Origin of the sequence: Pectobacterium sp. S5 (genome assembly GCF_051707265.1) — a bacterium.
GTDB lineage: Bacteria > Pseudomonadota > Gammaproteobacteria > Enterobacterales > Enterobacteriaceae > Pectobacterium > Pectobacterium polare.
The window spans coordinates 107442-131997 of the sequence record NZ_JAULSZ010000001.1 but is presented as its reverse complement, the minus strand read 5'-3'; the positions used below and the strand labels follow the sequence as shown (position 1 = coordinate 131997).

20 protein-coding genes, 1 tRNA gene, 1 other RNA gene and 1 riboswitch are annotated in these 24556 nt (G+C 50.0%); of the genes, 13 read left to right on the top strand and 9 right to left on the bottom strand.

What is annotated here, in order from left to right:
- Positions 1-83 precede the first annotated feature (83 nt).
- Together QWJ20_RS00620 and QWJ20_RS00615 are read left to right on the top strand one after the other, a co-directional pair.
- Positions 84-2009 carry a DNA topoisomerase III gene (locus tag QWJ20_RS00620; RefSeq protein ID WP_433991628.1) on the top strand — a complete coding sequence of 642 codons (1926 nt, stop codon included), beginning with the start codon at positions 84-86 and terminating at the stop codon, positions 2007-2009.
- Complete coding sequence (locus tag QWJ20_RS00615; RefSeq protein WP_433991627.1) at positions 2006-2296, top strand: DUF1496 domain-containing protein; 291 nt, start codon at positions 2006-2008, stop codon at positions 2294-2296. The genes QWJ20_RS00620 and QWJ20_RS00615 overlap by 4 nt, the downstream gene beginning before the upstream one ends.
- A 148-nt stretch (positions 2297-2444) precedes the next feature.
- Here QWJ20_RS00615 and xthA read toward each other — a convergent pair whose 3' ends face one another.
- Positions 2445-3251 (bottom strand): exodeoxyribonuclease III, encoded by an 807-nt coding sequence (xthA, locus tag QWJ20_RS00610; protein WP_109410985.1) that lies wholly within the window; start codon positions 3249-3251, stop codon positions 2445-2447.
- 301 nt (positions 3252-3552) lie between these two features.
- Positions 3553-3648, top strand: a riboswitch (glycine riboswitch).
- Positions 3649-3669: 21 nt separating this feature from the next.
- Here xthA and QWJ20_RS00605 point away from each other — a divergent pair.
- The gene (locus tag QWJ20_RS00605) at positions 3670-4296 is read left to right on the top strand and encodes a trimeric intracellular cation channel family protein (protein WP_039487083.1); all 627 of its coding nucleotides are present in this window, start codon (positions 3670-3672) and stop codon (positions 4294-4296) included.
- A gap of 183 nt (positions 4297-4479) precedes the next feature.
- Here QWJ20_RS00605 and QWJ20_RS00600 read toward each other — a convergent pair.
- The 4 genes from QWJ20_RS00600 to QWJ20_RS00585 all read right to left on the bottom strand — a co-directional run bounded on the left by QWJ20_RS00600 (position 4480) and on the right by QWJ20_RS00585 (position 6290).
- Positions 4480-4609, bottom strand: a non-coding RNA gene (locus QWJ20_RS00600) — RtT sRNA.
- A 42-nt stretch (positions 4610-4651) separates the two neighbouring features.
- Positions 4652-4736, bottom strand: a tRNA-Tyr gene (locus QWJ20_RS00595).
- Positions 4737-4890: 154 nt separating this feature from the next.
- Positions 4891-5739 carry a formyltetrahydrofolate deformylase gene (gene purU, locus QWJ20_RS00590; RefSeq protein ID WP_010295235.1) on the bottom strand — a complete coding sequence of 283 codons (849 nt, stop codon included), beginning with the start codon at positions 5737-5739 and terminating at the stop codon, positions 4891-4893.
- Positions 5740-5822: 83 nt separating this feature from the next.
- A complete protein-coding gene (locus tag QWJ20_RS00585) occupies positions 5823-6290 on the bottom strand; it encodes a YchJ family protein (RefSeq protein WP_095699414.1) in 468 nt (155 codons plus the stop codon).
- Between the two features lie 132 nt (positions 6291-6422).
- Here QWJ20_RS00585 and rssA point away from each other — a divergent pair, with 132 nt between their 5' ends.
- The 3 genes from rssA (at position 6423) to galU (ending at position 9580) form a co-directional block, all read left to right on the top strand.
- Entirely contained in the window at positions 6423-7328 is a 906-nt protein-coding gene (rssA, locus tag QWJ20_RS00580) for a patatin-like phospholipase RssA (RefSeq protein WP_249714844.1), read from the top strand.
- Positions 7329-7446: 118 nt separating this feature from the next.
- Positions 7447-8463 (top strand): two-component system response regulator RssB, encoded by a 1017-nt coding sequence (rssB, locus tag QWJ20_RS00575; protein WP_127156483.1) that lies wholly within the window; start codon positions 7447-7449, stop codon positions 8461-8463.
- Positions 8464-8668: 205 nt separating this feature from the next.
- Positions 8669-9580, top strand: a complete 912-nt coding sequence (gene galU / locus QWJ20_RS00570; protein ID WP_095699417.1) for a UTP--glucose-1-phosphate uridylyltransferase GalU — start codon at positions 8669-8671, stop codon at positions 9578-9580.
- A gap of 144 nt (positions 9581-9724) precedes the next feature.
- On the opposite strand, the gene hns is transcribed toward galU, so the two are convergent.
- Positions 9725-10132 (bottom strand): histone-like nucleoid-structuring protein H-NS, encoded by a 408-nt coding sequence (hns, locus tag QWJ20_RS00565; RefSeq protein WP_010275331.1) that lies wholly within the window; start codon positions 10130-10132, stop codon positions 9725-9727.
- Between the two features lie 393 nt (positions 10133-10525).
- Here hns and QWJ20_RS00560 point away from each other — a divergent pair, with 393 nt between their 5' ends.
- Entirely contained in the window at positions 10526-11122 is a 597-nt protein-coding gene (locus QWJ20_RS00560; RefSeq protein ID WP_039487093.1) for a thymidine kinase, read from the top strand.
- Positions 11123-11275: 153 nt separating this feature from the next.
- On the opposite strand, the gene adhE is transcribed toward QWJ20_RS00560, so the two are convergent.
- Positions 11276-13951 (bottom strand): bifunctional acetaldehyde-CoA/alcohol dehydrogenase, encoded by a 2676-nt coding sequence (gene adhE, locus QWJ20_RS00555; RefSeq protein ID WP_433991626.1) that lies wholly within the window; start codon positions 13949-13951, stop codon positions 11276-11278.
- Positions 13952-14961: 1010 nt separating this feature from the next.
- Here adhE and oppA (QWJ20_RS00550) point away from each other — a divergent pair.
- The 6 genes from oppA (QWJ20_RS00550) to oppF all read left to right on the top strand — a co-directional run bounded on the left by oppA (QWJ20_RS00550) (position 14962) and on the right by oppF (position 22393).
- On the top strand, positions 14962-16632 hold the full coding sequence (oppA, locus tag QWJ20_RS00550; protein ID WP_433991625.1) for an oligopeptide ABC transporter substrate-binding protein OppA: 1671 nt from the start codon (positions 14962-14964) through the stop codon (positions 16630-16632).
- 191 nt (positions 16633-16823) lie between these two features.
- Positions 16824-18461 (top strand): oligopeptide ABC transporter substrate-binding protein OppA, encoded by a 1638-nt coding sequence (oppA, locus tag QWJ20_RS00545; protein WP_205557114.1) that lies wholly within the window; start codon positions 16824-16826, stop codon positions 18459-18461.
- A gap of 53 nt (positions 18462-18514) precedes the next feature.
- On the top strand, positions 18515-19435 hold the full coding sequence (gene oppB / locus QWJ20_RS00540; protein WP_127156481.1) for an oligopeptide ABC transporter permease OppB: 921 nt from the start codon (positions 18515-18517) through the stop codon (positions 19433-19435).
- A gap of 11 nt (positions 19436-19446) precedes the next feature.
- A complete protein-coding gene (gene oppC / locus QWJ20_RS00535) occupies positions 19447-20355 on the top strand; it encodes an oligopeptide ABC transporter permease OppC (RefSeq protein WP_039514141.1) in 909 nt (302 codons plus the stop codon).
- A gap of 11 nt (positions 20356-20366) precedes the next feature.
- Positions 20367-21362 (top strand): ABC transporter ATP-binding protein, encoded by a 996-nt coding sequence (locus tag QWJ20_RS00530; RefSeq protein ID WP_039487104.1) that lies wholly within the window; start codon positions 20367-20369, stop codon positions 21360-21362.
- Complete coding sequence (gene oppF, locus QWJ20_RS00525) at positions 21359-22393, top strand: murein tripeptide/oligopeptide ABC transporter ATP binding protein OppF (protein ID WP_039487107.1); 1035 nt, start codon at positions 21359-21361, stop codon at positions 22391-22393. The genes QWJ20_RS00530 and oppF overlap by 4 nt, the downstream gene beginning before the upstream one ends.
- A 71-nt stretch (positions 22394-22464) precedes the next feature.
- Here the strand turns inward: oppF and QWJ20_RS00520 are convergent, their stop codons facing one another.
- Positions 22465-22788, bottom strand: coding sequence for an HI1450 family dsDNA-mimic protein (locus QWJ20_RS00520; protein WP_010275303.1), 324 nt, complete (start codon positions 22786-22788; stop codon positions 22465-22467).
- Positions 22789-22969: 181 nt separating this feature from the next.
- Positions 22970-24430, bottom strand: a complete 1461-nt coding sequence (gene cls, locus QWJ20_RS00515) for a cardiolipin synthase (protein WP_433991624.1) — start codon at positions 24428-24430, stop codon at positions 22970-22972.
- Positions 24431-24556: the final 126 nt, after the last annotated feature.

Genomic DNA, 24556 nt, shown 5'->3' with positions numbered 1-24556 from the left:
AACAATATCGATTTCCACCCCGTTTTACAGCGTGCTTTCCCGCGAGTTACGCGGGAAATGCCCAGTCTGCTTGATGGTGAATAATGCGACTTTTTATTGCCGAAAAGCCCAGCCTTGCGCGGGCGATTGCAGACGTGTTACCCAAACCGCATCGACGCGGCGATGGCTTTATTGCCTGCGGTCAAAATGATGTTGTGACGTGGTGCGTGGGGCACCTGCTGGAGCAGGCGCAGCCGGATGTTTATGATGCGCGCTATGCTCGTTGGTCGCTTGCCGATCTCCCTATCATTCCCCAGAAATGGCTATTGCAGCCGCGGCCTTCGGTCAGTAAGCAGCTCAACGCCATAAAAAAGCTCCTGAATGATGCCACCGAAGTGATTCACGCGGGAGACCCCGATCGTGAAGGACAACTGCTGGTGGATGAGGTGCTGGAATATCTTTCGCTGCCGGAAGAAAAACGCCAGCAGGTACGTCGTTGCCTGGTTAACGATCTCAACCCACAGGCGGTAGAACGTGCCGTTTCTCGTCTTCGTGAGAACCGAGAGTTCATCCCGTTGTGTGTATCGGCGCTGGCGCGTTCTCGTGCAGATTGGCTCTACGGCATTAACATGACCCGTGCCTATACGATATTAGGGCGCAATGCGGGCTATGACGGCGTGCTGTCGGTTGGCCGCGTGCAAACGCCGGTGCTGGGACTGGTGGTGCGCCGAGATGAAGAGATAGAAAACTTCGTTTCCAAAGATTACTTTGAAGTGAAAGCCCATATCGTGACGCCTGCCGATGAGCGTTTTGTCGCGATGTGGCAGCCCAGCGAATCCTGTGAACCTTATCAGGATGAAGAAGGGCGATTGCTGCATCGATCGTTGGCGGATCATGTCGTCAAGCGTATCGAAGGCCAGCCCGCGATTGTCACCAGCTATAATGATAAACGGGAATCAGAAATCGCGCCGTTGCCTTATTCGCTGTCGACGTTACAGATCGAAGCCGCGAAGCGTTTCGGGCTGAGTGCGCAGCAGGTACTGGACGTGTGCCAGAAGCTCTATGAAACCCATAAGCTGATTACGTACCCGCGTTCTGACTGTCGCTATCTGCCAGAGGAGCATTTTGCCGGGCGTCATGCCGTCTTGAATGCGATATCCGTACACCAGCCCGATCTGTTGCCACAACCGGTCATGGATGTGGATCGACGTAATCGCTGCTGGGACGATGGTAAGGTTGATGCTCACCACGCGATTATTCCCACCGCCCGCAGCGCAAGTGCCTCGCTGACGGAGAATGAGCGCAAGGTGTATGGTTTAGTCGCGCGGCAGTACATTATGCAATTCTGCCCGGACGCCGTGTTTCGCAAGTGTGTCATTGAACTGGATATTGCGGGCGGTAAATTTATTGCCAAAGCGCGGTTCCTGGCCGAAGCCGGTTGGCGCACGTTGTTAGGTGGCAAAGAGCGGGACGAAGAAAACGAAGGGACGCCGTTGCCCGTGGTGGCAAAAGGTGATGAGTTATTGTGTGAACGCGGTGAGGTGGTTGAGCGTCAAACACAGCCGCCGCGGCCGTTTACCGATGCCACGCTGTTATCGGCGATGACAGGCATCGCGCGTTTTGTGCAGGATAAAGAGCTAAAGAAAATCCTGCGGGCGACCGATGGGTTAGGAACCGAGGCGACGCGCGCGGGTATTATCGAACTATTGTTTAAACGGACATTTCTGTTTAAGAAAGCCCGCTATATTCACGCGAGCGAAGCGGGGCGGGCGTTGATTCACTCACTGCCTGCGAGCGCGGCGCACCCTGACATGACAGCACATTGGGAAGCGACGTTGACGCAAATCAGCGAGAAGAAATGTCGCTATCAGGATTTTATGCAACCGTTAACCCACTCCTTGCAGGAACTGATTCAGCAAGCGAAACAGAACGGCGCGGTGAGGGCGTTTAAAGGGCTTTCTGCACCGGCGTCGGGTGCCTCAAAACGGCGTAAGCCCCAGACTAAAAAAGCGAAGGAGCGGGAGCAATGAAATCGTTAGTGTCTTTGTGTTTCGCCAGTGTGATGCTGGTGCTGCCCACGTTGGCACAGGCTAATCGTGGCGGAACGGATATTGTTGTTCCTGTTCCACCGGAAGTGTGGGGCGCAGGGACCACGGTACGTGAGCAAAATAACAATTGCCTGCGCTGCTGCGTGTATGAAAATCGGAACTACTCTGAGGGCGCTGTGGTAAAGGTCGAAGGGGGGATTCTGCAATGCGTGCGGGACAAGCAAACGCTGGGAACGAACAATTTGATATGGCAGTTGGTTAAGCAATAACCGTACGTTAAAAAGCACTACGCTTAATACTTTTACCTATTTTAATCACCGCTGTGGCTTTGATGCACAGCGGTGATGTTATTTTTACTACGTACGATCTTTTACAACGTACTATTTCTACAGCGAACTATTTCTACAACGAAAGTTTCTACAACGAAAACTGTGCCCAGATCGGTGCATGATCGGACGGTTTTTCCATTCCTCGGATATCGTAATCAATCCCGGTAGCGACGCAGCGTTCGGCCAGGAACGTACTGGCGAGAATCAGGTCAATACGTAGGCCACGGTTGTCATCGAACCCGGCGGAACGGTAGTCAAACCATGAAAAACGATCGTTGCTGTCTGGATTCGCGGCACGGAAGGTATCGATAAGCCCCCAGCCTTGCAAACGCGCCATCCATTCACGCTCTTCCGGCAGGAAAGAACATTTACCCGTACGCAACCAGCGCTTACGGTTCTCTTCGCCGATGCCGATATCCAGATCGGTAGGGCTAATATTGACATCACCCATCACGATCAGCGGTTGTGTCGCGCTGTGGTGCTGTTCCAGATAGGTTTGGAGGTCCTGATAAAAGCGCGTCTTCGCGGGGAATTTCACCGGATGGTCGCGGCTTTCTCCCTGCGGGAAATACCCGTTAACGACCGTGAGCGTGCCGTGCTCGGTGGCAAAGTCAGCCATGATGATCCGGCGCTGTGCGTCTTCTTCATCCGTTGGGAAACCGCGACGAACTGCAATGGGCTGCGTTTTACACAGCAACGCGACGCCGTAGTGACCTTTTTGTCCGTGATAATAAACGTGGTAGCCGTATTGGCTTACATCCTCTAACGGAAACATGTCATCATGGACTTTGGTTTCCTGCAACCCGATCACATCCGGCTGGTGTTGTTCGATAATGGCGGCCAACTGATGAGGGCGCGCCCGCAGGCCATTGATATTAAAAGATACAAATTTCATGTTCGCTGCCATTCGCTAAAAAATGTGACCAGATGGTAGCAGAAAATGAGGGATGCCGTCACGGTGAGGCGGCACTTTCTAACGGCGTTGATGGGCTTATTATGGCGGTTTTAGAGACAGTTGGTGCAGATGAGAATCGTTAAAAATAAGATTCACTTATATTCAGTTGAACACGAGGCTTGTCGACCGTTATACTCCGCACCTCGCAGGAGAGAGGGCGTATAGTATCAGTAATACTAGGACGCTCCGCCGAAGGCGCAAACTCCCATAATCGCTCAGGCTACCCTAACTGCGAATTCCATTGAAGCCAACTGGAGAGAGGTTGCAATGCAACCCACCGAAGGGGCAAGCAGCACTGCTGCGTAAACTCTCAGGTAAAGCGGACAGAGGGAGTGGCACATTTCACAGGATAACTTGTGTGCTGACTTACATCTATCTGATCGCGATTACGGCTGAAGGGATGTCCGGGGCGCTGGCCGCTGGACGTCGTAATATGGATATTTTTGGCGTAGGCATGATTGCCTTTATCACCGCGCTTGGCGGTGGCACTGTTCGCGATATTCTCCTCGGTAATTATCCCATCGGCTGGACGCAACATCCCGGCTATATCTATCTCACCATTGGTGCGGGTCTTTTCACGATCATCATTGCACGCTTCATGCATCATCTGCATCGACTCTTTCTGGTGCTGGATGCTATGGGGCTGATTGCTTTTACGGTGATTGGCTGCAACGTCGCACTGCAACTGAATTACTCAACGACGGTGGTGGTGATGGCGGGTATCGTAACCGGAATTTTCGGTGGAATATTGCGTGATATTTTCTGCAACCGTACGCCAATGGTGCTGAAGAAAGAGCTGTACGCCAGCGTCTCGCTTTTAGTCGCACTTTTATATCTGGGACTAAAATCGCTTAATATTAATCACGATATTAACCTGCTGGCGTCATTCACGATTGGTTTGGCCGTGCGTCTGGCAGCAATTCGCTGGTCGTGGCAGCTTCCTGTATTTTCTTATGTTCCTGGGCGCTGGAAAGGGAAGGCGTAAGGCTATATTTCCCCCATTCTATATAGCGCCTGATATTGGTGCGAGTACGAGTGGGGAAATAACGCTGCGCGTTGCTCAAAACCGTGCCGCTTTTGTCGAACCTTATTCGAAGGTTCTCACCTTCCCCTGATGGGAATCTGATGCTTTAGCGTTGGGATTTAATTCAGAAGTACTACTTTGAAATGGTGGTGGGGGAAGGATAACTCGGTGCTTCGCACCTCACCCTACGGGTCAACGCAATGCGTTGCTCAAAACCGTGCCGGTTTTGTCGAACCTCAGTCGAAGGTTCTCACCTTCCCCTGATGGGAATCTGATACTTTGGCGTTGGGATTTAATTCAGAAGTATTACTTGAAATGGTGGTGGGGGAAGGATTCGAACCTTCGAAGTCTGTGACGGCAGATTTACAGTCTGCTCCCTTTGGCCGCTCGGGAACCCCACCACTGGCCTTGCTGCAAGAAGCTTTCGCTTCAAGCGGGGCGCATCATATCAAATGACGCGCCCCTGTAAAGCGGTATATATCAAAAATAAATGCGGTTGCCGTTTTTTTATTCCGTTCGACGCATCCTTATACAAAAAGATGCCCGATCAACCAATTACAGAATAATGGTGCGGTTACCGTAGACAAAAACACGCTGTCCCAGCACGCGGTACAGCGCACGACTCAGGACATTTTTCTCAACGTCACGGCCTGCACGCATCATGTCGTCGCCTGAATAAGTATGGTCGACGTGAATGACGTCCTGCATGATGATTGGGCCTTCATCCAGATTATCGTTGACGTAGTGTGCCGTCGCGCCAATGATTTTTACTCCGCGCTCATAAGCCTGGTGGTACGGGCGAGCACCGATAAAGGCGGGTAAGAACGAATGGTGAATGTTGATCACCTGATTCGGGTAGTGCTGAACAAACGCTGGTGTCAGAACGCGCATATATTTCGCCAGCACGACGTAATCGGGTTTGTATTGATCGATCTGCGCGATCATTTTTTGATCGTGCTCTTCGCGAGTCAGCCCTTCATGGCTAACCAGATGGAAAGGAATATCAAACCGCTCGACCAGCGTCTGCAAGGTATCGTGGTTGCCGATGACGGCAGAGATTTCGACGTCCAAACCACCATAGGCGCTTTTCATCAACAGATCGCCCAGACAGTGGGCTTCTTTTGTCACCAGAACGACAATGCGACGACGGCCAGCCGCGGTTAATTCGCGAGAAGACCCTTCGGGAAGCGCGCTATCCAGATCGGCTAACAGCGTGGTGTCGTTGAAAATCCCTTCCAACTCGGTCCGCATGAAAAAACGGCCAGTGCGATGATCGACAAACTCATTGTTTTGCACGATGTTCAGTTCGTGCTTATAACAAATATTCGTAATTTTCGCGATGAGCCCTTTTGCGTCGGGGCAAATGGTTCGTAATACTTTTCTTTGTATATTTTGGGATTGCATGAGCGTGTGGATCCTGTCCAAAAACTAAAATAACGATCTTATGGTAACGCAGCAATAAGGCCGCGTGAGCGACTGCCTGTGTTCTATTGTCCGCAACACTTCTTGTATTTTTTGCCGGAACCACACGGGCAAGGTTCATTTCTGCCAGTCTGCAAATGAACGCCATCTATATAGTACCAGCGATTATGCTGGCGAAGGAAGCGTGAGCGTTCTCGCATCACTTCTGTTCGCTGGTTGTCGGTTTCCGATATATAACGTGCGGCGAATTCCACATAGCCCTCATCGGGCGTTTTTCCGGGAGACGTTGCCAGTATAGTAAGGCCGAGCCACTGCGAATTCTGGCAGCTTTCCGCGAGGGACTCGCGCCATTGCTCGGGTTGAAGATCGGGATGCCAGGTGGCGATAAGGTAATCGACATCGCGTTTGACATAGGCGGTATAGCGCGATCGCATTAATATGGCGGGCTCAGCCGCTGTTGCGGCATGCGTGAGGTACGGTTGACAGCATGCGTTATACTGCAACCCACTGCAACAGGGGCAAGATTCTGACACAACGTCTCCTGAAGAAAATTTAAGATAAAAACTGATAGATAATAAACAGATCACTATGCAGGATGCCGATATGTTACCTAAGAAACTCTACGTGTAGCAATGTGCGCTAAAATGAAGGCAGGTGGATCGATCATGCAGCGGAAAAAAATTGGAATAGCCTTGGGATCTGGGGCAGCGAAAGGATGGGCGCATATTGGTGTGTTTAATGCGTTAACAGAAATGGGGGTAAAGATTGATGTTGTGGCCGGTTGTTCTATCGGCGCGCTGGTTGGCGCGGCGTATGCCACAAACAATCTATCTTCGATGGATCGCTGGGTGAGGGCGTTTGGCTACTGGGACGTGATTCGACTGATGGATCTCTCCTGGCAGCGCGGTAGTTTGTTGCGTGGCGATCGTGTTTTTAATAGTGTGAAGCATTTGTTACATACAACACAGATTGAAGACTGTGATATCAAATACGGCGTAGTGACGACAAACCTCAGCACAGGGCGTGAACTCTGGCTGACGGAAGGCGACTTGCATCAGGCTATGCGCGCGTCTTGCAGTATGCCGGGCCTGCTATCCCCCGTTCGATTTAACGATTACTGGCTGGTGGATGGCGCGGTGGTAAACCCTGTTCCCGTGTCCCTGGCGCGGGCAATGGGGGCCGACATTGTTATCGCGGTTGATCTCCAGCACGATGCCAGTCTTAATCATCAGGATTTGTTGTCGATCAAACCGACAGCGTCAGACATTGATGTGGAGAATGTTCCGCAAGATTGGCGCAGTAGAATTCGTGAACGTTTACTGCGTAGCCGTCGTCAGCCAGCGGAAAGTTCGCCAACGGCGATGGAGATAATGAGTACGTCGATCCAAATTCTGGAAAATCGGTTGAAGATGACGCGGATGGCGGGCGATCCGCCGGATGTGCTGCTGCAACCGCATTGTCCCCAGATTGCTACCTTAGATTTTCATCGGGCGCAGGAGGCGATTGAGGCGGGTTATAAGGCGGTGGAAAAGATGCGTGATGAATTGTTGCCGCTCGCCAAAGAGGCATAGTGAAGCGTGCTGCATGTAGTTAAAGTACATGTAGCGAAGAAGACAGGGCGTGTCGTCTATCCGGCACGCTGGCGCTAAAGCAGATGTGATTATTCGGTGTTTGAAGTAAGGGGTACTGATGGAACAACCACTAGCGGGTAAGCATATTTTAGTCATTGATGACGAGGCCGTTTTTCGATCTGTGCTCGCTGGTTATCTGACTTCTCTTGGGGCTTCAGTTCAGGAAGCGATTAACGGATTAGATGCGCTAAGTACTCTTGAACATTACCAACCCGATTTAATGATTTGCGATCTGAGTATGCCGACGATGGGAGGAATCGAGTTCCTTGAACGTCTGCGCTTGAAAGACAACGACACGCCAATACTGATCATTTCTGCAACCAGCCAGATGGCGGACATTGCCAAAGTCTTGCGGCTTGGTGTTCAGGATGTGTTGCTGAAACCGATTCGTGATTATGCACGTTTGCGTGAAGCTGTGATGTCCTGCCTATATCCTGATATGTTCACCTCACAGCTGAATGAGATGGATCAACTCATGCAGGACATGGATTCCCTGAATCAATCTCCTGAAGCCGTCACCAAACTGCTTGCCCAACTACAGCCGCCCGTTCAGCAAACGCTTGCTCGCTGCCGTATTAACTATCGTCAGTTGACGGCAGCGGAACAGCCGGGGTTGGTGCTGGATATTGCCGCGCTTTCGGAGACTGAGTTGGCGTTCTATTGTCTTGATGTCACTCAGGGCGTTAATAATAGTGGGACGCTGGCAGCGTTACTGCTTCGAACCTTGTTCAATGGAGTGCTTCAGGAGCATTTGGCCGATCAACAACACCGTTTGCCGTATCTGCCGACGCTATTAAAGCAGGTAAACCAGTTGTTGCGGCAGGCGAGCCTGCACGGTCGTTTTCCTTTGCTCGTAGGGTATTACCATCAGCAGTTAAAACAGCTGATACTGATTTCTGCCGGGCTAAACGCGACGTTGAATGTTAACGAACAACAGATAGCGCTGAATAGCGGCGTCCCTTTAGGCACGCTTGAAGGCGCTTATCTCAACCAGTTGAATTATCAGTGCGAAGCATGGCAATGCCAGATATGGGGCGGCGGTGGCCGTTTACGACTGATGTTGACTACAGAATAGTCTGATAGCGCGAGATGGTGCCGGTTTCAGGTAATACCCATCTTTCGGTATTATTTTTTATTTCCTACTATGTAGGGAGTTATCTTATTTTTATTGAACGGTAACGTTGGGACAAGCGTGCTCTTGTTAAAGTCGTTATACTCTTGCGGTTATCTTGATTAGATAAATAAAGTTCATTATTTGAACGGTATATAAGAGGCTGTTTATGTCTATTGTGAATAAAAAAGTAAAAAAAGCGGTCATACCGGTTGCTGGATTAGGGACGCGTATGCTGCCTGCCACCAAAGCCATTCCTAAAGAAATGCTGCCGTTGGTAGATAAGCCGCTGATCCAATATGTTGTTAATGAGTGTATCGCCGCAGGGATTAATGAAATTATTCTCGTTACACACTCTTCTAAAAATTCTATCGAAAACCATTTCGATACCAGTTTTGAACTGGAAGCCATACTAGAAAAACGCGTTAAACGTCAGCTGCTGGAAGAGATTCAATCCATCTGTCCTAAGCACGTCACCATTATGCAAGTACGTCAGGGGTTAGCCAAAGGGCTTGGCCATGCCGTATTGTGCGCGCACCCGTTAGTTGGGGATGAGCCTGTTGCGGTTATTCTGCCGGATGTGATTATTGATGAATATGAATCCGATCTGAAGAAAGATAACCTGAGCGAAATGCTGCAACGCTTTTCTACGACAGGCCGTAGCCAGATTATGGTTGAGCCCGTTGAAAATGTAAGTAGCTATGGCGTGGTTGACTGCAAAGGTGTGGAATTAAAAGCAGGGGATAGCGCACCGATGGTTGGTGTGGTTGAAAAACCTAAGGCTTCTGAAGCCCCGTCTAATTTAGCCGTCGTTGGCCGTTATGTCCTCTCTGCGGATATTTGGTCTCTGCTGGAGAAAACACCGCCTGGCGCTGGTAATGAAATTCAGTTAACCGATGCCATCGCGATGTTGATGGAAAAAGAAACAGTAGAAGCGTATCACCTGAAAGGTGTGAGCCATGACTGTGGTAATAAATTAGGCTATATGCAGGCATTTGTGGAATATGGTTTACGCCATGATGGTTTAGGCCAGGAATTTGCGCAGTGGCTGCAGGAAACGATTGAAGCAGAAGAAAAATAACAGAATGTAATGATTGCTCTCTGTTTACAAAAACAGAGAGCAGCCAAAAACGGCGACATATCTGTTTCTCTTTGCAATATACGTGACCAAAGAAAAACCCCCGATAGTTATCGGGGGTTTTTTGTATTCAGTACTTATAAACGATTACAGCAGGAAATCGTCTAAAGATTTACCTTGCTCTTCGATTGCTTTCTTGATTACTGCCGGTGTACGACCCTGGCCAGTCCAGGTTTTAAGTTCGCCGTTTTCGTCAGTGTATTGATATTTTGCCGGGCGGGCAGCGCGCTTGCTTTTACCTGCAACCTTAACTGAACCTAAAGACTGCAATAATTCGTTAGGGTCAATACCGTCTGCAATCAGCATGTCGCGATATTGCTGCAATTTACGCGCACGTTCTTCAACTTCAGCCTGAACCTGGCTATCTTCTTCGCGGCGTTCATTAACCACGACTTCCAGTTTTTCCAGCATTTCTTCCAAAGTATCCAGGGTACATTCTCTTGCCTGGGCACGCAGAGTACGGATGTTGTTAAGAATCTTTAGTGCTTCGCTCATTGTGATAATCTCAAATAATATTATTGGTGGCGTGTAGTGTGATAATAGAGTGCTATTTTCCTTTCTGCAATAGTCAAATTTGTAAGTTTGTTAAAAAACGTCATTTTTAAAACAGATCTCACATCGTATGTTACATAAATATAAATACTTTCCTGTTATCAAAAAAATACATTTGGTATGCCGCTTTTCTACCTCAAAAGGCAGAGAATGACTTATTGATGCCGCGCCGTTGTTATAAGGAACGTTTATATCTTTTATCATAACAGGCCGTCGCTGGCGGGCGTATGGACAAAATGTGGCCGAGGAATAGCCCATTGCGCAGCGTGAAGACGAGTTGTTACAATAAGTTTTTACGACCCGAAGATCATATAGCCTGCCTTTTGGAGTGACCGAGTGGCCCAACTTTATTTTTATTATTCTGCAATGAATGCAGGGAAATCGACGGCGCTATTGCAGTCGTCATATAACTACCAGGAGCGTGGGATGCGCACGCTGGTGTTCACTGCAGAAATAGATAATCGGCATGGCGTGGGGATAGTCAGTTCACGGATCGGCCTTTCTTCTCCGGCATTATTGTTTAATCCGCAGACATCCTTATTTGGATTGCTGGAGAAAGAGCACCGTGCTCAGCCCGTAGATTGTGTATTAATTGATGAATGTCAATTTTTAACCCGCGAGCAGGTGGGGGAGCTTTCCGATGTCGTGGACCAATTAGATATCCCAGTATTGTGTTACGGATTGCGTACTGATTTCCGTGGTGATTTGTTTTCCGGAAGTCACTATTTATTAGCGTGGGCAGATAAGCTGATCGAGTTAAAAACGGTCTGTCATTGCGGCCGTAAAGCCAACTGTGTATTGCGGTTAGATGCACAAGGTAATGCCGTCCACGAAGGAGAGCAGGTCGTTATTGGCGGCAATGAGAGCTATGTTTCCGTGTGCCGTAAGCATTATAAAATTGCGCTGGGATTAACCCGTAAAGAAAGCGAGTAAGGCGGTTAAATATCCGGCAGGCAGGGCGAGTAATAAACGGCGTATTGATGCGTGTCGATGCGGAGTACGAGTAATAAAAATGCCCAACCTTAAAAGGTTGGGCATCGTTGAGAGATAAACCGCCTTTAGGTTAAGGCGGTTACAGCCAGAACGTTAGTGTGCAGCTTTCTTGCTGGTTTTAGCAGCTTTTGCTACAGATTCAACCGCTTCTGTTTTTTCTTCTTCAGAGAACTTACGACCGTAGTAAGTATCCAGCAGAATCTGTTTCAGTTCGGAAATCAGCGGGTAACGCGGGTTAGCGCCAGTACACTGATCGTCGAACGCATCTTCTGACAGCTTATCGACCTTAGCCAGGAAATCGGCTTCCTGTACGCCCGCTTCACGAATGGACGTTGGGATCCCCAACTCGGTCTTCATTTCTTCCAGCCAGTTCAGCAATTTCTCGATTTTCTGCGCGGTACGATCGCTTGGTGCCGTCAAACGCAGGTGGTCGGCTATTTCCGCGTAACGACGGCGAGCCTGCGGACGGTCATACTGGCTGAACGTCGTCTGCTTGGTCGGGTTGTCGTTTGCGTTATAGCGAATCACGTTTGAGATCAGTAGGGCATTAGCCAAGCCGTGCGGGATATGGAATTCAGAGCCCAGTTTATGCGCCATGGAGTGACAAACGCCGAGGAAGGCGTTGGCAAACGCGATACCTGCAATCGTCGCGGCGTTATGCACACGCTCACGGGCAACCGGGTTTTTCGCGCCGTCGCGGTAGCTGTCTGGCAGGTTTTCCTTCAGGAGTTTCAGCGCTTGTAACGCCTGGCCATCTGAATATTCGTTTGCCAGCACAGAAACATAGGCTTCCAGCGAGTGAGTTACGGCATCGAGCCCGCCAAACGCACACAGAGATTTCGGCATATTCATGACCAAATTGGCATCAACAATTGCCATATCTGGCGTCAGCGCGTAGTCCGCCAGCGGATATTTCTGCCCAGTTGCATCGTCGGTCACCACGGCAAACGGCGTCACTTCGGAACCGGTACCGGATGTGGTGGTAATCGCCACCATTTTGGCTTTGACGCCCATTTTCGGGAACTTGTAGATACGCTTACGGATATCCATAAAGCGCAGCGCCAGCTCTTCGAAGTGTGTCGTCGGGTGTTCATACATCACCCACATGATCTTCGCGGCATCCATTGGAGAACCACCACCCAGCGCAATAATTACATCCGGTTTGAAGGAATGCATTTGCTCTGCGCCTTTACGCACGATGCTCAGCGTCGGATCCGCTTCAACTTCGAAGAACACTTCGGTTTCCAGTCCGTGCTGTTTCAGTACAGACGTCACCTGATCGACATAACCATTGTTGAACAAGAAGCGGTCAGTCACGATAAATGCACGTTTTGCGCCATCGGAGGCGACTTCTTCCAGTGCGATAGGCAGTGAGCCACGACGGAAATAAATGGATTTAGGAAGTTTATGCCACAACATATTCTCTGCTCGCTTGGCTACCGTTTTCTTGTTGATCAAGTGCTTCGGACCGACGTTTTCGGAGATGGAGTTTCCGCCCCAAGAGCCACAGCCCAGCGTCAGAGATGGAGCGAGTTTGAAGTTGTAGAGATCGCCGATACCACCCTGAGAAGCTGGGGTGTTAATCAGGATACGCGCCGTTTTCATCATATTACCGAAATGATTCACGCGCTCTGGCTGATTGTCTTGATCGGTATACAGGCAGGATGTGTGACCGATGCCACCCATTGCGACCAGTTTTTCCGCTTTAATGACGGCATCGTTGAAGTCTTTCGCACGATACATCGCCAGCGTTGGAGACAGTTTTTCATGCGCAAACGGTTCGGATTCATCGACGGCCGTCACTTCACCGATCAGCACTTTGGTGTTCGCTGGGACGGTGATGCCCGCCATTTCTGCGATCTTCGGTGCAGGCTGGCCAACAATGTCGGCGTTCAGTGAACCGTTTTTCAGCAAGATACCCTGTACGGCATGCAGTTCTTTGCCTTTCAGCATGTAGCCGCCGTGGGTGGCAAAACGCTCACGCACAGCATCATAGACGCTGTCTACCACGATGACGGACTGTTCTGACGCACAAATTACGCCGTTATCGAAGGTTTTCGACATCAGAATAGACGCCACGGCACGTTTGATATCCGCGGTTTCGTCGACGACAACAGGCGTGTTACCGGCACCTACGCCGATTGCTGGTTTACCGGAACTGTATGCGGCTTTCACCATGCCCGGGCCGCCAGTCGCCAGAATCAGGTTGATATCTGGGTGGTGCATAAGCTGGTTGGACAGGTCGACAGAAGGCTGATCGATCCAGCCGATGATATCTTTCGGTGCACCTGCCGCAATTGCCGCTTGCAGAACAATGTCAGCGGCTTTATTGGTCGCATTTTTTGCACGTGGATGGGGAGAGAAGATAATCCCGTTACGGGTCTTCAGGCTGATCAACGCTTTAAAAATTGCGGTAGAAGTGGGGTTGGTGGTGGGAACAATACCGCAGATCAGACCAATCGGCTCGGCAATCGTAATGGTACCAAAAGTGTCATCAGTAGAGAGGACGCCGCAGGTTTTTTCATCCTGGTAGGCGTTATAAATGTACTCGGATGCGAAGTGGTTTTTGATGACTTTGTCTTCCACGATCCCCATGCCAGATTCGGCAACCGCCATTTTTGCCAGCGGGATACGGGCATCCGATGCAGCGAGTGCGGCGGCGCGGAAGATTTTGTCCACTTGTTCCTGAGTGTAAGTGGCAAATTCTTGCTGTGCCTTTTTCACTCTTTCGACCAATGCGTTAAGTTCAGCAACGTTGGTTACGGCCATAATGCTCTCCTGATAAATGTTAAACTCTTTCAGTCAATTGTTCGCCGGATAGAACAGTATAGATAAACGAGCGGGGGGCGTTTTCGTTACCTTGCTATTCTTTTCTGCCTATTTCGCATTAATTGACTCAAAGAGCTTGTCAGCCGCCGTTGTGGCGCGATTGTTGCTTTTTAAAATACTGTAACCGCCGATATCGTAAATTTTTGAAATATTGTTTTGAAATTACGTCAAAATTAAGAAGATCTACGCGTCCGTTACGGTATGAAATGAGCATACCTATTTATAGGTGCCTTTTTTGTGATCTATATCGACTTTTCTTTAAGCTGACACCATTCAGCAGGTTGGTATTGATAACACCTATCATTAACCAGACAAAATCAGCGGCTTTTCTACCTAAAAGGGATTGTAAGGGATGGGGTGGGTACCGGAGCAGGACATTGTTAGGGGGGAAATTCTGGGCACGATGTTGTGCACATAATCGGAATGATCTGTTCGTATAAAACGTGTTCGCATAAACGACGCTTATATCTTAATCGAGTTAGTTATTTTACGCGTGGCCTGCCGTAAGGGAATCGTGTGCTATTGTCGTGCAAGATGAGTAACGGAGTTGTTAAAATAATAACATTCTTGTCAGATAATGACGCGGACAGGTAAGCATGCATCATCATTTTTGTGCTGTGAAAATGATGAAACCCACTACGATGTTTTTTTGTCCAAAATCTATAAATTGCTGAATATTTAAAAAATATCTGCAAATAAACAGAAAAAACATTGTTTATCATGGGGTTAATGATCATGTCTAATGATTGAAATAAAACGTTTACCAGGCTGTAGTAAAGAAAATTAAGCAACATCAATGTAAAAATATTGGCGAATGTGTCTGCTTTTGATAGCTTCGAGTGTCGACCTGCTATTCGTTATTCACCCATAAATTAATTTTATGATTTATTTGGATAATAGGCGATCTTTTCTGCTCTATGTGACGGCGATTTTTATACATAGGGTCCGGTATGGCGTTGTATCAAGACAGGGGCGTTTATAAAGTGAAAATTCGCAAAACAAAACGATGCTTTGTTACCAGTATGATTGCCGCAGCAGTGATGGCGTCATGCGTGAATGTTCAGGCTGCTAATGTACCTGCCGGTGTTGAGCTGGCGAAAGAACAGGTTCTGGTGAGAAACAATGGCGCTGAGGTGTCATCACTGGATCCGCATAAAATAGAAGGTGTGCCGGAATCCAACGTCGCGCGCGATTTATATGAAGGGTTGGTGATTTCCGATCCTGATGGACACCCGATTCCTGGCGTCGCTGAGAAGTGGGAAAGTAGCGATTTTAAAGTCTGGACGTTCCATTTACGTAAAGATGCCAAATGGTCCAATGGCGAGCCGGTTACCGCACAAGATTTCGTTTATAGCTGGCAACGTTTGGCCGATCCGAAAACCGTTTCTCCTTACGCCAGCTATTTACAATATGGTCATCTGCTGAATATCGATGACATTATCGCCAGCAAGAAATCTCCCGATACGCTGGGCGTAAAAGCCCTCGACGACCATACGCTGGAAGTCACATTAAGCGAACCGATCCCTTACTTTTATAAATTACTCAATCACTCGTCCCTGTCGCCAGTAAATAAAGCCGCGGTGGAGAAATTTGGTGATAAATGGACCCAACCGGAAAACTGGGTAGGGAATGGCGCCTATCGCCTTAAATCCTGGGTCGTGAATGAGCGGCTTGTGCTAGAGCGTAATACCCAATATTGGGATAACGCCAAGACCGTGATTAATCAGGTCACCTATCTGCCGATTGCTTCTGAAGTGACGGATGTCAACCGCTACCGTGCGGGTGAGATTGATGTCACCAATAATAAATTGCCCATTGAGCTATTTCAGAAGCTAAAAAAAGAAATCCCACAAGAAGTTAACGTCAATCCCTACCTCTGTACGTATTATTACGAAATCAATAATCAGAAACCGCCATTTAACGATGTCCGGGTACGTACGGCTCTGCGCATGGGGCTTGATCAAGACATATTGACCAATAAAGTGAAAAATCAGGGCGATATTCCTGCCTATGGCTATATTCCTCCGTTTACGGACGGCTTGAAAGCGCATACGCCAGAGTGGTTTACCTGGCCACAGGCGAAACGTAATGAAGAAGCAAAAAAACTGCTGGCGGAAGCGGGTTATACCGCCGAGAAACCGCTGACGTTTAATTTGCTCTATAACTCGTCAGATTTGCATAAAAAGATGGCGATCGCGGCGGCATCGATCTGGAGACAGAATCTGGGCGTTGACGCGAAGTTGGAAAACCAGGAGTGGAAAACCTATCTCAGCACGCGCCATCAGGGCAATTATGACGTTGCGCGTGCCGGATGGTGTGCGGACTATAACGAACCGACATCGTTCCTGAACAGCATGCTGTCAGACAGTAGCAACAACACCGCGCATTATAAAAGTGCGGCGTTCGACAAGCTGATGGAGCAGGCGGTTCAGGCGAAAACGGACGACGAACGTGCGCAAGTTTATCAGCAGGCAGAATCGCAGTTGGATAAAGATGCCGCGATTGTACCGGTCTATTATTACGCGAACGCTAGACTGATCAAACCTTATGTCGGTGGCATTACTGGCAAGGATCCGTTGGATAATATACGGGTGAAGGATCTCTATATCATTAAGCATTAATCCGCGGCTGTTTACGGTTTGATGCAAATGAAGTGAGCAAGCAGTGATTAATTTGGTGTTTAATCTCTGGTTACCCATTCCTGCCATGTGGGAATGGGTCGTGAGTCGAATCGATTAATCGCTTTCTCACCGGGCTCTAATTTAGGAATCGTGCTGGGATAACTAGCACGACAACATTACAGGAGAAAAGAATGACACACATCACAACTAAAAAAAGAGTAGCTGCCGCTATTATCGCGGCATTAAGTAGCACGATGGCTGTTTCTGCCTTCGCCGCGACCGTTCCCGCAGGCGTTCAGTTAGCAGAAAAACAGGAATTGGTCCGTAACAACGGTGCTGAAGTTTCCTCCCTTGACCCGCATAAAATCGAAGGTGTGCCGGAATCCAACGTGTCGCGCGATCTGCTGGAAGGGTTAGTTATTTCCGACGTCAATGGCAAAACCGTTCCTGGCGTAGCGGAAAGTTGGGATAACAAAGATTTTAAAGTGTGGACATTCCACCTGCGTAAAGATGCCAAATGGTCCAACGGTGAGCCGGTTACCGCACAAGATTTCGTCTATAGCTGGCAGCGTCTGGCCGATCCAAAAACGGCATCGCCTTACGCCAGCTATCTGCAATATGGTCATCTGCTGAATATCGATGACATCATCGCCGGCAAAAAATCCGCGGATACGCTGGGCGTGAAAGCGATCGACGATCATACTTTTGAGGTGACGCTTTCCGAAGCGGTGCCTTACTTCTATAAGCTGCCTGTTTACGCAGCCATGTCACCTGTTAATAAAGCGGCAGTCGAAAAATTCGGTGAAAAATGGACGCAGCCGCAAAACTGGGTTGGCAACGGCGCCTACAAGCTGAAAAGCTGGGTCGTAAACGAAAAAATGGTGCTGGAGCGTAACCCGCAATATTGGGATAACGCCCACACCGTGATTAATCAGGTGACGTATCTGCCGATTGCGTCTGAAGTGACGGACGTTAACCGCTACCGCAGCGGTGAAATCGACATGACGTACAACAACCTGCCAATCGAACTCTTCCAAAAGCTGAAGAAAGAAATCCCGGATGAAGTGAAGGTTAACCCGTACCTGTGTACCTATTACTACGAAGTTAACAACCAGAAGCCGCCGTTTAACGATGTACGAGTCCGTACCGCGCTGCGTCTGGGTCTGAGCCAGGATATTCTGACCAACAAAGTGAAGAATCAGGGCGATATTCCTGCCTATGGCTTTGTTCCACCGTATATCGATGGCCTGAAAGCATCCGTTCCAGAGTGGTTCACCTGGCCACAGGCGAAACGTAATGAAGAAGCGAAAAAACTGCTGGCGGAAGCGGGCTATACTGCGGACAAACCGCTGACGCTGAACCTGCTGTATAACACCTCCGATCTGCACAAGAAAATGGCGATCGCAGCGGCTTCTATCTGGAAACAGAATATCGGTGTGGACGTTAAGCTGGAAAACCAGGAATGGAAAACCTTCCTCAGCACGCGTCATCAGGGAACCTATGATGTTGCTCGCGCCGGATGGTGTGCCGACTATAACGAACCTTCAACCTTCCTGAACAGCATGCTGTCAGACAGCAGCAGTAACACCTCGCACTATAAGAGCAAAGAGTTTGATGCACTGGTGGCGAAATCCTTGCAGGTGAAAACCGATGAGGAGCGCGCTGCGGTTTACCAGCAGGCGGAATCGCAGCTGGATAAAGACGCTGTCACCATACCGGTCTATTACTATGCGAATACCCGACTGGTGAAACCTTATGTTGGCGGATTAACGGGCAACGATCCGCAGGATAATGTTTACGTGAAAGATCTTTATATCATCAAGCACTAATAATAATGGCTGGCGCACGCTGCTGTGCTGCCAGCCTTTTATAGGTACGAGCAATGTTAAAATTTATTCTTCGCCGCTGTTTAGAGGCGATTCCAACGTTATTTATCCTGATCACCATCTCGTTTTTCATGATGCGATTGGCACCCGGTAGCCCTTTTACCGGTGAGCGCAATTTACCGCCGGAAGTGATGGCGAATATTGAAGCCAAATACCATCTGAACGACCCCATTATGACGCAGTATGGCAACTACTTGCTGCAATTGGTGCAGGGTGATTTCGGTCCTTCTTTTAAATACAAAGACTATTCCGTGAACGATCTGGTCGCGACGTCTTTCCCTGTTTCTGCAAAACTGGGGGCTGCGGCATTCGTTCTGGCCGTTGTTTTTGGTGTGAGTGCTGGTGTGATCGCCGCACTGAATCAGAATACGAAATGGGACTATACCGTGATGGGCTTTGCCATGACGGGGGTGGTGATACCCAGCTTTGTCGTCGCGCCGTTGCTGGTGCTGATTTTCGCCATTACGCTGCGGTGGCTACCCGGCGGTGGGTGGAACGGTGGGGCACCCAAATACATGATTTTACCGATGGTGGCACTGTCTTTGTCTTATATCGCCAGCATCGCGCGTATTACCCGAGGATCGATGATCGAGGTTTTACACTCTAACTTTATTCGCACCGCGCGCGCTAAAGGGCTGCCGATGCGCCGCATCGTCCTGCGCCATGCGTTAAAGCCTGCGCTGCTGCCTGTGCTCTCTTATATGGGGCCGGCGTTTGTGGGGATTATTACCGGTTCGATGGTTGTTGAAACCATTTTTGGTTTACCCGGTATTGGGCAACTGTTCGTAAACGGTGCACTGAACCGCGACTATTCACTGGTGCTGAGCCTGACGATTCTGGTCGGCGGCTTAACCATTCTATTTAATGCGATCATTGACGTGCTCTACGCTGTTATCGATCCGAAAATTCGCTATTAATTGGGGGCGTTATGTTTTGGAATCGAAAAAACGTTGAAGCGTTAGAGAACTTCACCGAGCAGTCTGAGATTGAAGGACGCAGTTTGTGGCAGGATGCGCGTCTGCGCTTTATCCACAACCGTGCGGCGCTGGCTAGTCTGCTTGTTTTGGCCGTGATTACCGTGTTCGTGATTTTCGCCCCGATGCTGTCTGCATTTGACTACGCGGATACAGATTGGGGAATGATGTCAGCCGCGCCGGATATGACGTCTGGTCACTATTTTGGTACGGACTCCTCGGGCCGTGACCTGCTGGTCCGCGTTGCCATCGGGGGCCGCGTCTCGCTGATGGTCGGCGTCGCAGCGGCGCTGGTTGCGGTGATCGTCGGAACGCTGTACGGCGCGATGTCGGGTTATCTGGGCGGGAAAGTGGATTCGGTGATGATGCGTCTGCTGGAAATCCTCAACTCATTCCCGTTCATGTTCTTCGTTATTCTGCTTGTGACGTTCTTCGGGCAGAACATGCTGCTGATCTTCGTGGCTATCGGTATGGTGTCCTGGCTGGATATGGCGCGTATCGTGCGCGGCCAGACGCTGAGCCTGAAACGTAAAGAGTTCATTGAAGCAGCGATGGTTTCCGGTGTCTCCACGCGCGGTATCGTGCTGCGCCACATTGTGCCTAACGTGCTGGGCGTGGTGGTGGTGTATGCCTCTCTGCTGGTGCCAAGCATGATCCTGTTCGAATCCTTCCTGAGCTTCCTGGGTCTGGGAACGCAGGAACCGTTAAGCAGCTGGGGTGCTTTGCTGAATGATGGTGCGAACTCAATGGAAGTGTCGCCGTGGTTACTGTTCTATCCGGCGGCGTTTCTGGTTGTGACGTTGTTTTGTTTTAACTTTATCGGCGATGGCCTGCGTGATGCCCTCGACCCGAAAGATCGCTGAGGAATATCGACATGAGCAAGATTGAATTAACTGGCGCGCACGACGCGCTGCTACATGTTCAGGATCTCCGGGTAACGTTCAAAACGCAGGATGGCGATGTAACGGCGGTTAACGACCTGAACTTCACGCTCAACGCTGGTGAAACGCTGGGGATTGTTGGTGAGTCCGGCTCCGGTAAATCACAAACCGCGTTTGCGTTGATGGGGCTGCTGGCTCGCAATGGCCGTATTGGCGGATCGGCACGTTTTCGTGGCAAAGAAATTCTCAATTTGCCTGAAAGCCAACTGAATAAGCTGCGCGCTGAAGAAATCAGCATGATCTTCCAGGACCCGATGACCTCGCTGAACCCTTACATGCGCGTTGGCGAACAGCTGATGGAAGTGCTGATGTTGCACAAACGCCTGAGCAAAAGCGAAGCGTTTGAAGAATCCGTCAAAATGCTGGATGCGGTCAAAATGCCGGAAGCGCGCAAGCGTATGAAGATGTATCCGCATGAGTTTTCCGGTGGGATGCGTCAGCGCGTGATGATCGCAATGGCGCTGCTGTGTCGTCCGAAGCTGCTGATTGCCGATGAACCGACAACGGCGCTGGATGTGACGGTTCAGGCACAGATTATGACGCTGCTGAACGAGCTGAAACGTGAGTTCAATACATCCATCATCATGATCACCCACGACCTGGGTGTGGTGGCGGGTATTTGTGACAAAGTGCTGGTGATGTACGCCGGACGTACCATGGAATACGGCGCTGCACGCGACGTCTTTTATCATCCGAGCCACCCGTATTCTGTTGGCCTGCTCAACGCCGTGCCGCGTCTGGATGCGGAAGATGACGTGCTGGCAACCATTCCGGGCAATCCGCCTAACTTATTACGTTTGCCGAAAGGCTGTCCGTTCCAACCACGCTGCCCGTATTCAATGGATGTCTGCCATAGCGCACCGGCGCTGGAATCTTTTGGTGATGGCCGCTTGCGCGCCTGCTTTAGAGCGATTGAGGAGGTGGTATGAACAACGCGGACGAGAAAAAGGTGTTGTTAGAAGTGGACGATCTGAAAGTCCACTTTGATGTCAGAGATGATAAGCAGTGGTTCTGGCAGCCGCCGAAAAAACTGAAAGCCGTTGATGGCGTGACGCTACGTTTATATGAAGGCGAAACGCTGGGCGTGGTGGGTGAATCCGGCTGCGGCAAGTCCACGCTGGCGCGTGCGATTATCGGTCTGGTAAAAGCGACCGACGGACGCGTCACCTGGCTGGGCAAAGACTTGCTGGGTATGAGCGCTGCTCAGTGGCGCGCTGCGCGTAGCGATATTCAGATGATATTCCAGGATCCGCTGGCATCACTGAATCCGCGTATGACCATCGGCGAAATTATTGCCGAGCCGTTAAAGGTTTATCACCCAGAGCTGGATCGACAGACGGTAAAAGATCGTGTGAAAGCGATGATGCTGAAGGTTGGGCTGCTGCCAAACCTGATCAACCGCTATCCGCATGAATTCTCTGGCGGGCAGTGTCAGCGTATCGGCATCGCGCGTGCGTTGATTCTGGAACCGAAGCTGATTATCTGTGATGAGCCGGTTTCCGCGTTGGATGTGTCGATTCAGGCACAGGTGGTTAACTTGCTGCGTCAGCTACAGCGCGAAATGCGTCTGTCGCTGATTTTCATCGCTCATGACTTATCGGTTGTGAAACACATCTCCGATCGCGTGTTGGTGATGTATCTGGGTCATGCGGTAGAACTGGGAACGTACGATCAGGTCTATAAAAATCCGCAGCACCCGTATACCCGTGCGCTGATGTCCGCTGTGCCGACGCCCGATCCCGATCAGGAGCGGAACAAGAAGATACAACTGCTGGAAGGGGATTTGCCTTCGCCAATCAATCCGCCATCGGGCTGTGTGTTCTGCACGCGTTGCCCGATTGTCGGCCCTGAGTGCTCGAAAACCCGTCCATTGCTGGAAGGGAGCTTTACGCACGCTGTTTCGTGTCTGAAGGTCGATCCGCAGGCGTTATTACCGGTGGCAGAAGCCGAAGCACAGTAATCTGTTTTATCGGCTATCGATGTAAAAAAGGCGTCTCTTGCGGGAGACGCCTTACTTTTAAGTAAGAGGAATTACTCTTTCCACAAAATGTGGCAAAGTTTGTGGTCTTTTTCCCGGCAAATCAGCACGCGGGCAAAAATATCCGTGATTTCTTCACCGTCTTCTTCGGCCAGCCCAATCACGACTTCGGCAAAAAAGTCAGGGTTCAGGTCAAAATCAACGTGCTCGGCCCAGTCTTCAGCAGGGTCGAATAACTCTGCACCACCGCGCTCTTCGAATTGCAGGTTGAACAGCAGAATATCTGCCGGATCGAGGTTATCAGCCGCGAGTTCCAAAAAGATATCGTAGGCCTGTTCCAATGCTTCGTCTTCGGTCAGACGGTTATTCAAATCCATAACGTAATTCCTGTTAATTCCCAATAGCCTTATTAGAACACGGGAAAACGCAGCATGCCCTAAATAATTCGAGTTGCAGGCAGGCGGCGACGCAGTGAGTCCCCAGGAGCTTACATCAGTAAGTGACTGGGGTGAGCGAGGAAAGCCAACGCACATGCAGCTTGAAGTATGACGGGGATATTTATAGCAGAGGGCTGAAAAAGTAGAACAGCCGCTCGACGATGCGTTGCCAGTAAGGGCGGTTTTGCCACTGCGTCGCGTTTAACAGGCGTGAACGGGCGATATAGTCTTCCTGTACACAGGCTAAATCGCTGCCGAATCCGGCATCGTCAATCACCAGCGTAATTTCAAAATTCAGCCACAGGCTGCGCATATCCAGATTCACCGTGCCAATCAGGCTGAGTTGTCCATCAACCAGTACGCTTTTGGTGTGCAGCAGTCCGTCCTTGAACTGATAAATTTTTACGCCAGCGGCCAGCAGTTCCGTGAAGAATGCGCGACTGGCCCAGCCGACCAGCACGGAGTCATTTTTGTGTGGAACGATAATGCTGACATCAACCCCGCGCTGAGCTGCGGTACAGATGGCATGCAGCAAATCGTCGCTGGGCACGAAGTAGGGGGTCGTCATGATCAACTGCTTACGTGCCGAATAGACGGACGTCAGCAGCGCCTGATGAATCATTTCTTCTGGGTAACCGGGGCCAGAAGCAATAACCTGAATGGTATGGCCGCTCTCCTGTTCGAACGGCATAACGTTAACATCCGGCGGCGGCGGAAGCAGGCGCTTGCCTGTCTCCATTTCCCAGTCGCAGCAGTAAATAATCCCCAGCGTGGTCGCCACGGGGCCTTCAATGCGTGCCATCAGGTCGATCCATTGCCCGACGCCAGCATCTTGTTTGAATAAACGGGGATCGACCATGTTCATGCTGCCGGTATAGGCAATACGGTTGTCGATCAGGATGATTTTACGGTGCTGTCGCAAATCCATGCGGCGAAGGAAAGCACGGAACAGATTCACTTTCAGGGCTTCGACCACTTCGATCCCGGCAGTACGCATCAACTCGGGATGATGCTGGCGGAAAAATTGTACGCTGCCGGCAGAGTCCAACAGAATACGGCAGTGTACCCCGCGTCGTGCCGCGGCGATAAGGGAAGAGGAGACTTGCTCAACCAGACCGCCGGGTTGCCAGATGTAGAACACCATTTCGATGTTGCTGCGTGCGAGCTCAATATCACGCAATAACGCTTTAATAGTGTCATCAAACGTTGTCATTAACTGCAACTGATTGCCTTTAACGCCGCCAACCCCTTGCCGTCTTTCACACAGCTGAAATAACGCGCTGGCGACTTCACTATTTTCCGTCGCGAAAATACGGCGATATTCTTTTAATTCGCGTAGCCATTTTGCCGTTGATGGCCACATTTTGCTGGCACGTTCGGCTCGGCGTTTGCCGAGATGGAGCTCGCCAAACGAAAGATAAGCGACAATACCGACAAGTGGCAGAATATAAATCACCAACAGCCAAGCCATCGCAGAAGGCACCGCCCGACGTTTCATTAAAATACGCAGGGTCACACCTGCAATCAGCAACCAGTAGCTAAAAACCAGTAACCAACTTATTACGGTATAAAATGTCGACATAAAAGCAGCACAGTTCCCTTCTGCAAAGAATTAACAAAGTGTACGCATAGATTTATAAAAGGGGAAATGCCTTTCCTCTGAATAAAATAGCGTAGCGGGCTAAGAAGAGAATGTCGGAGAAAGGGA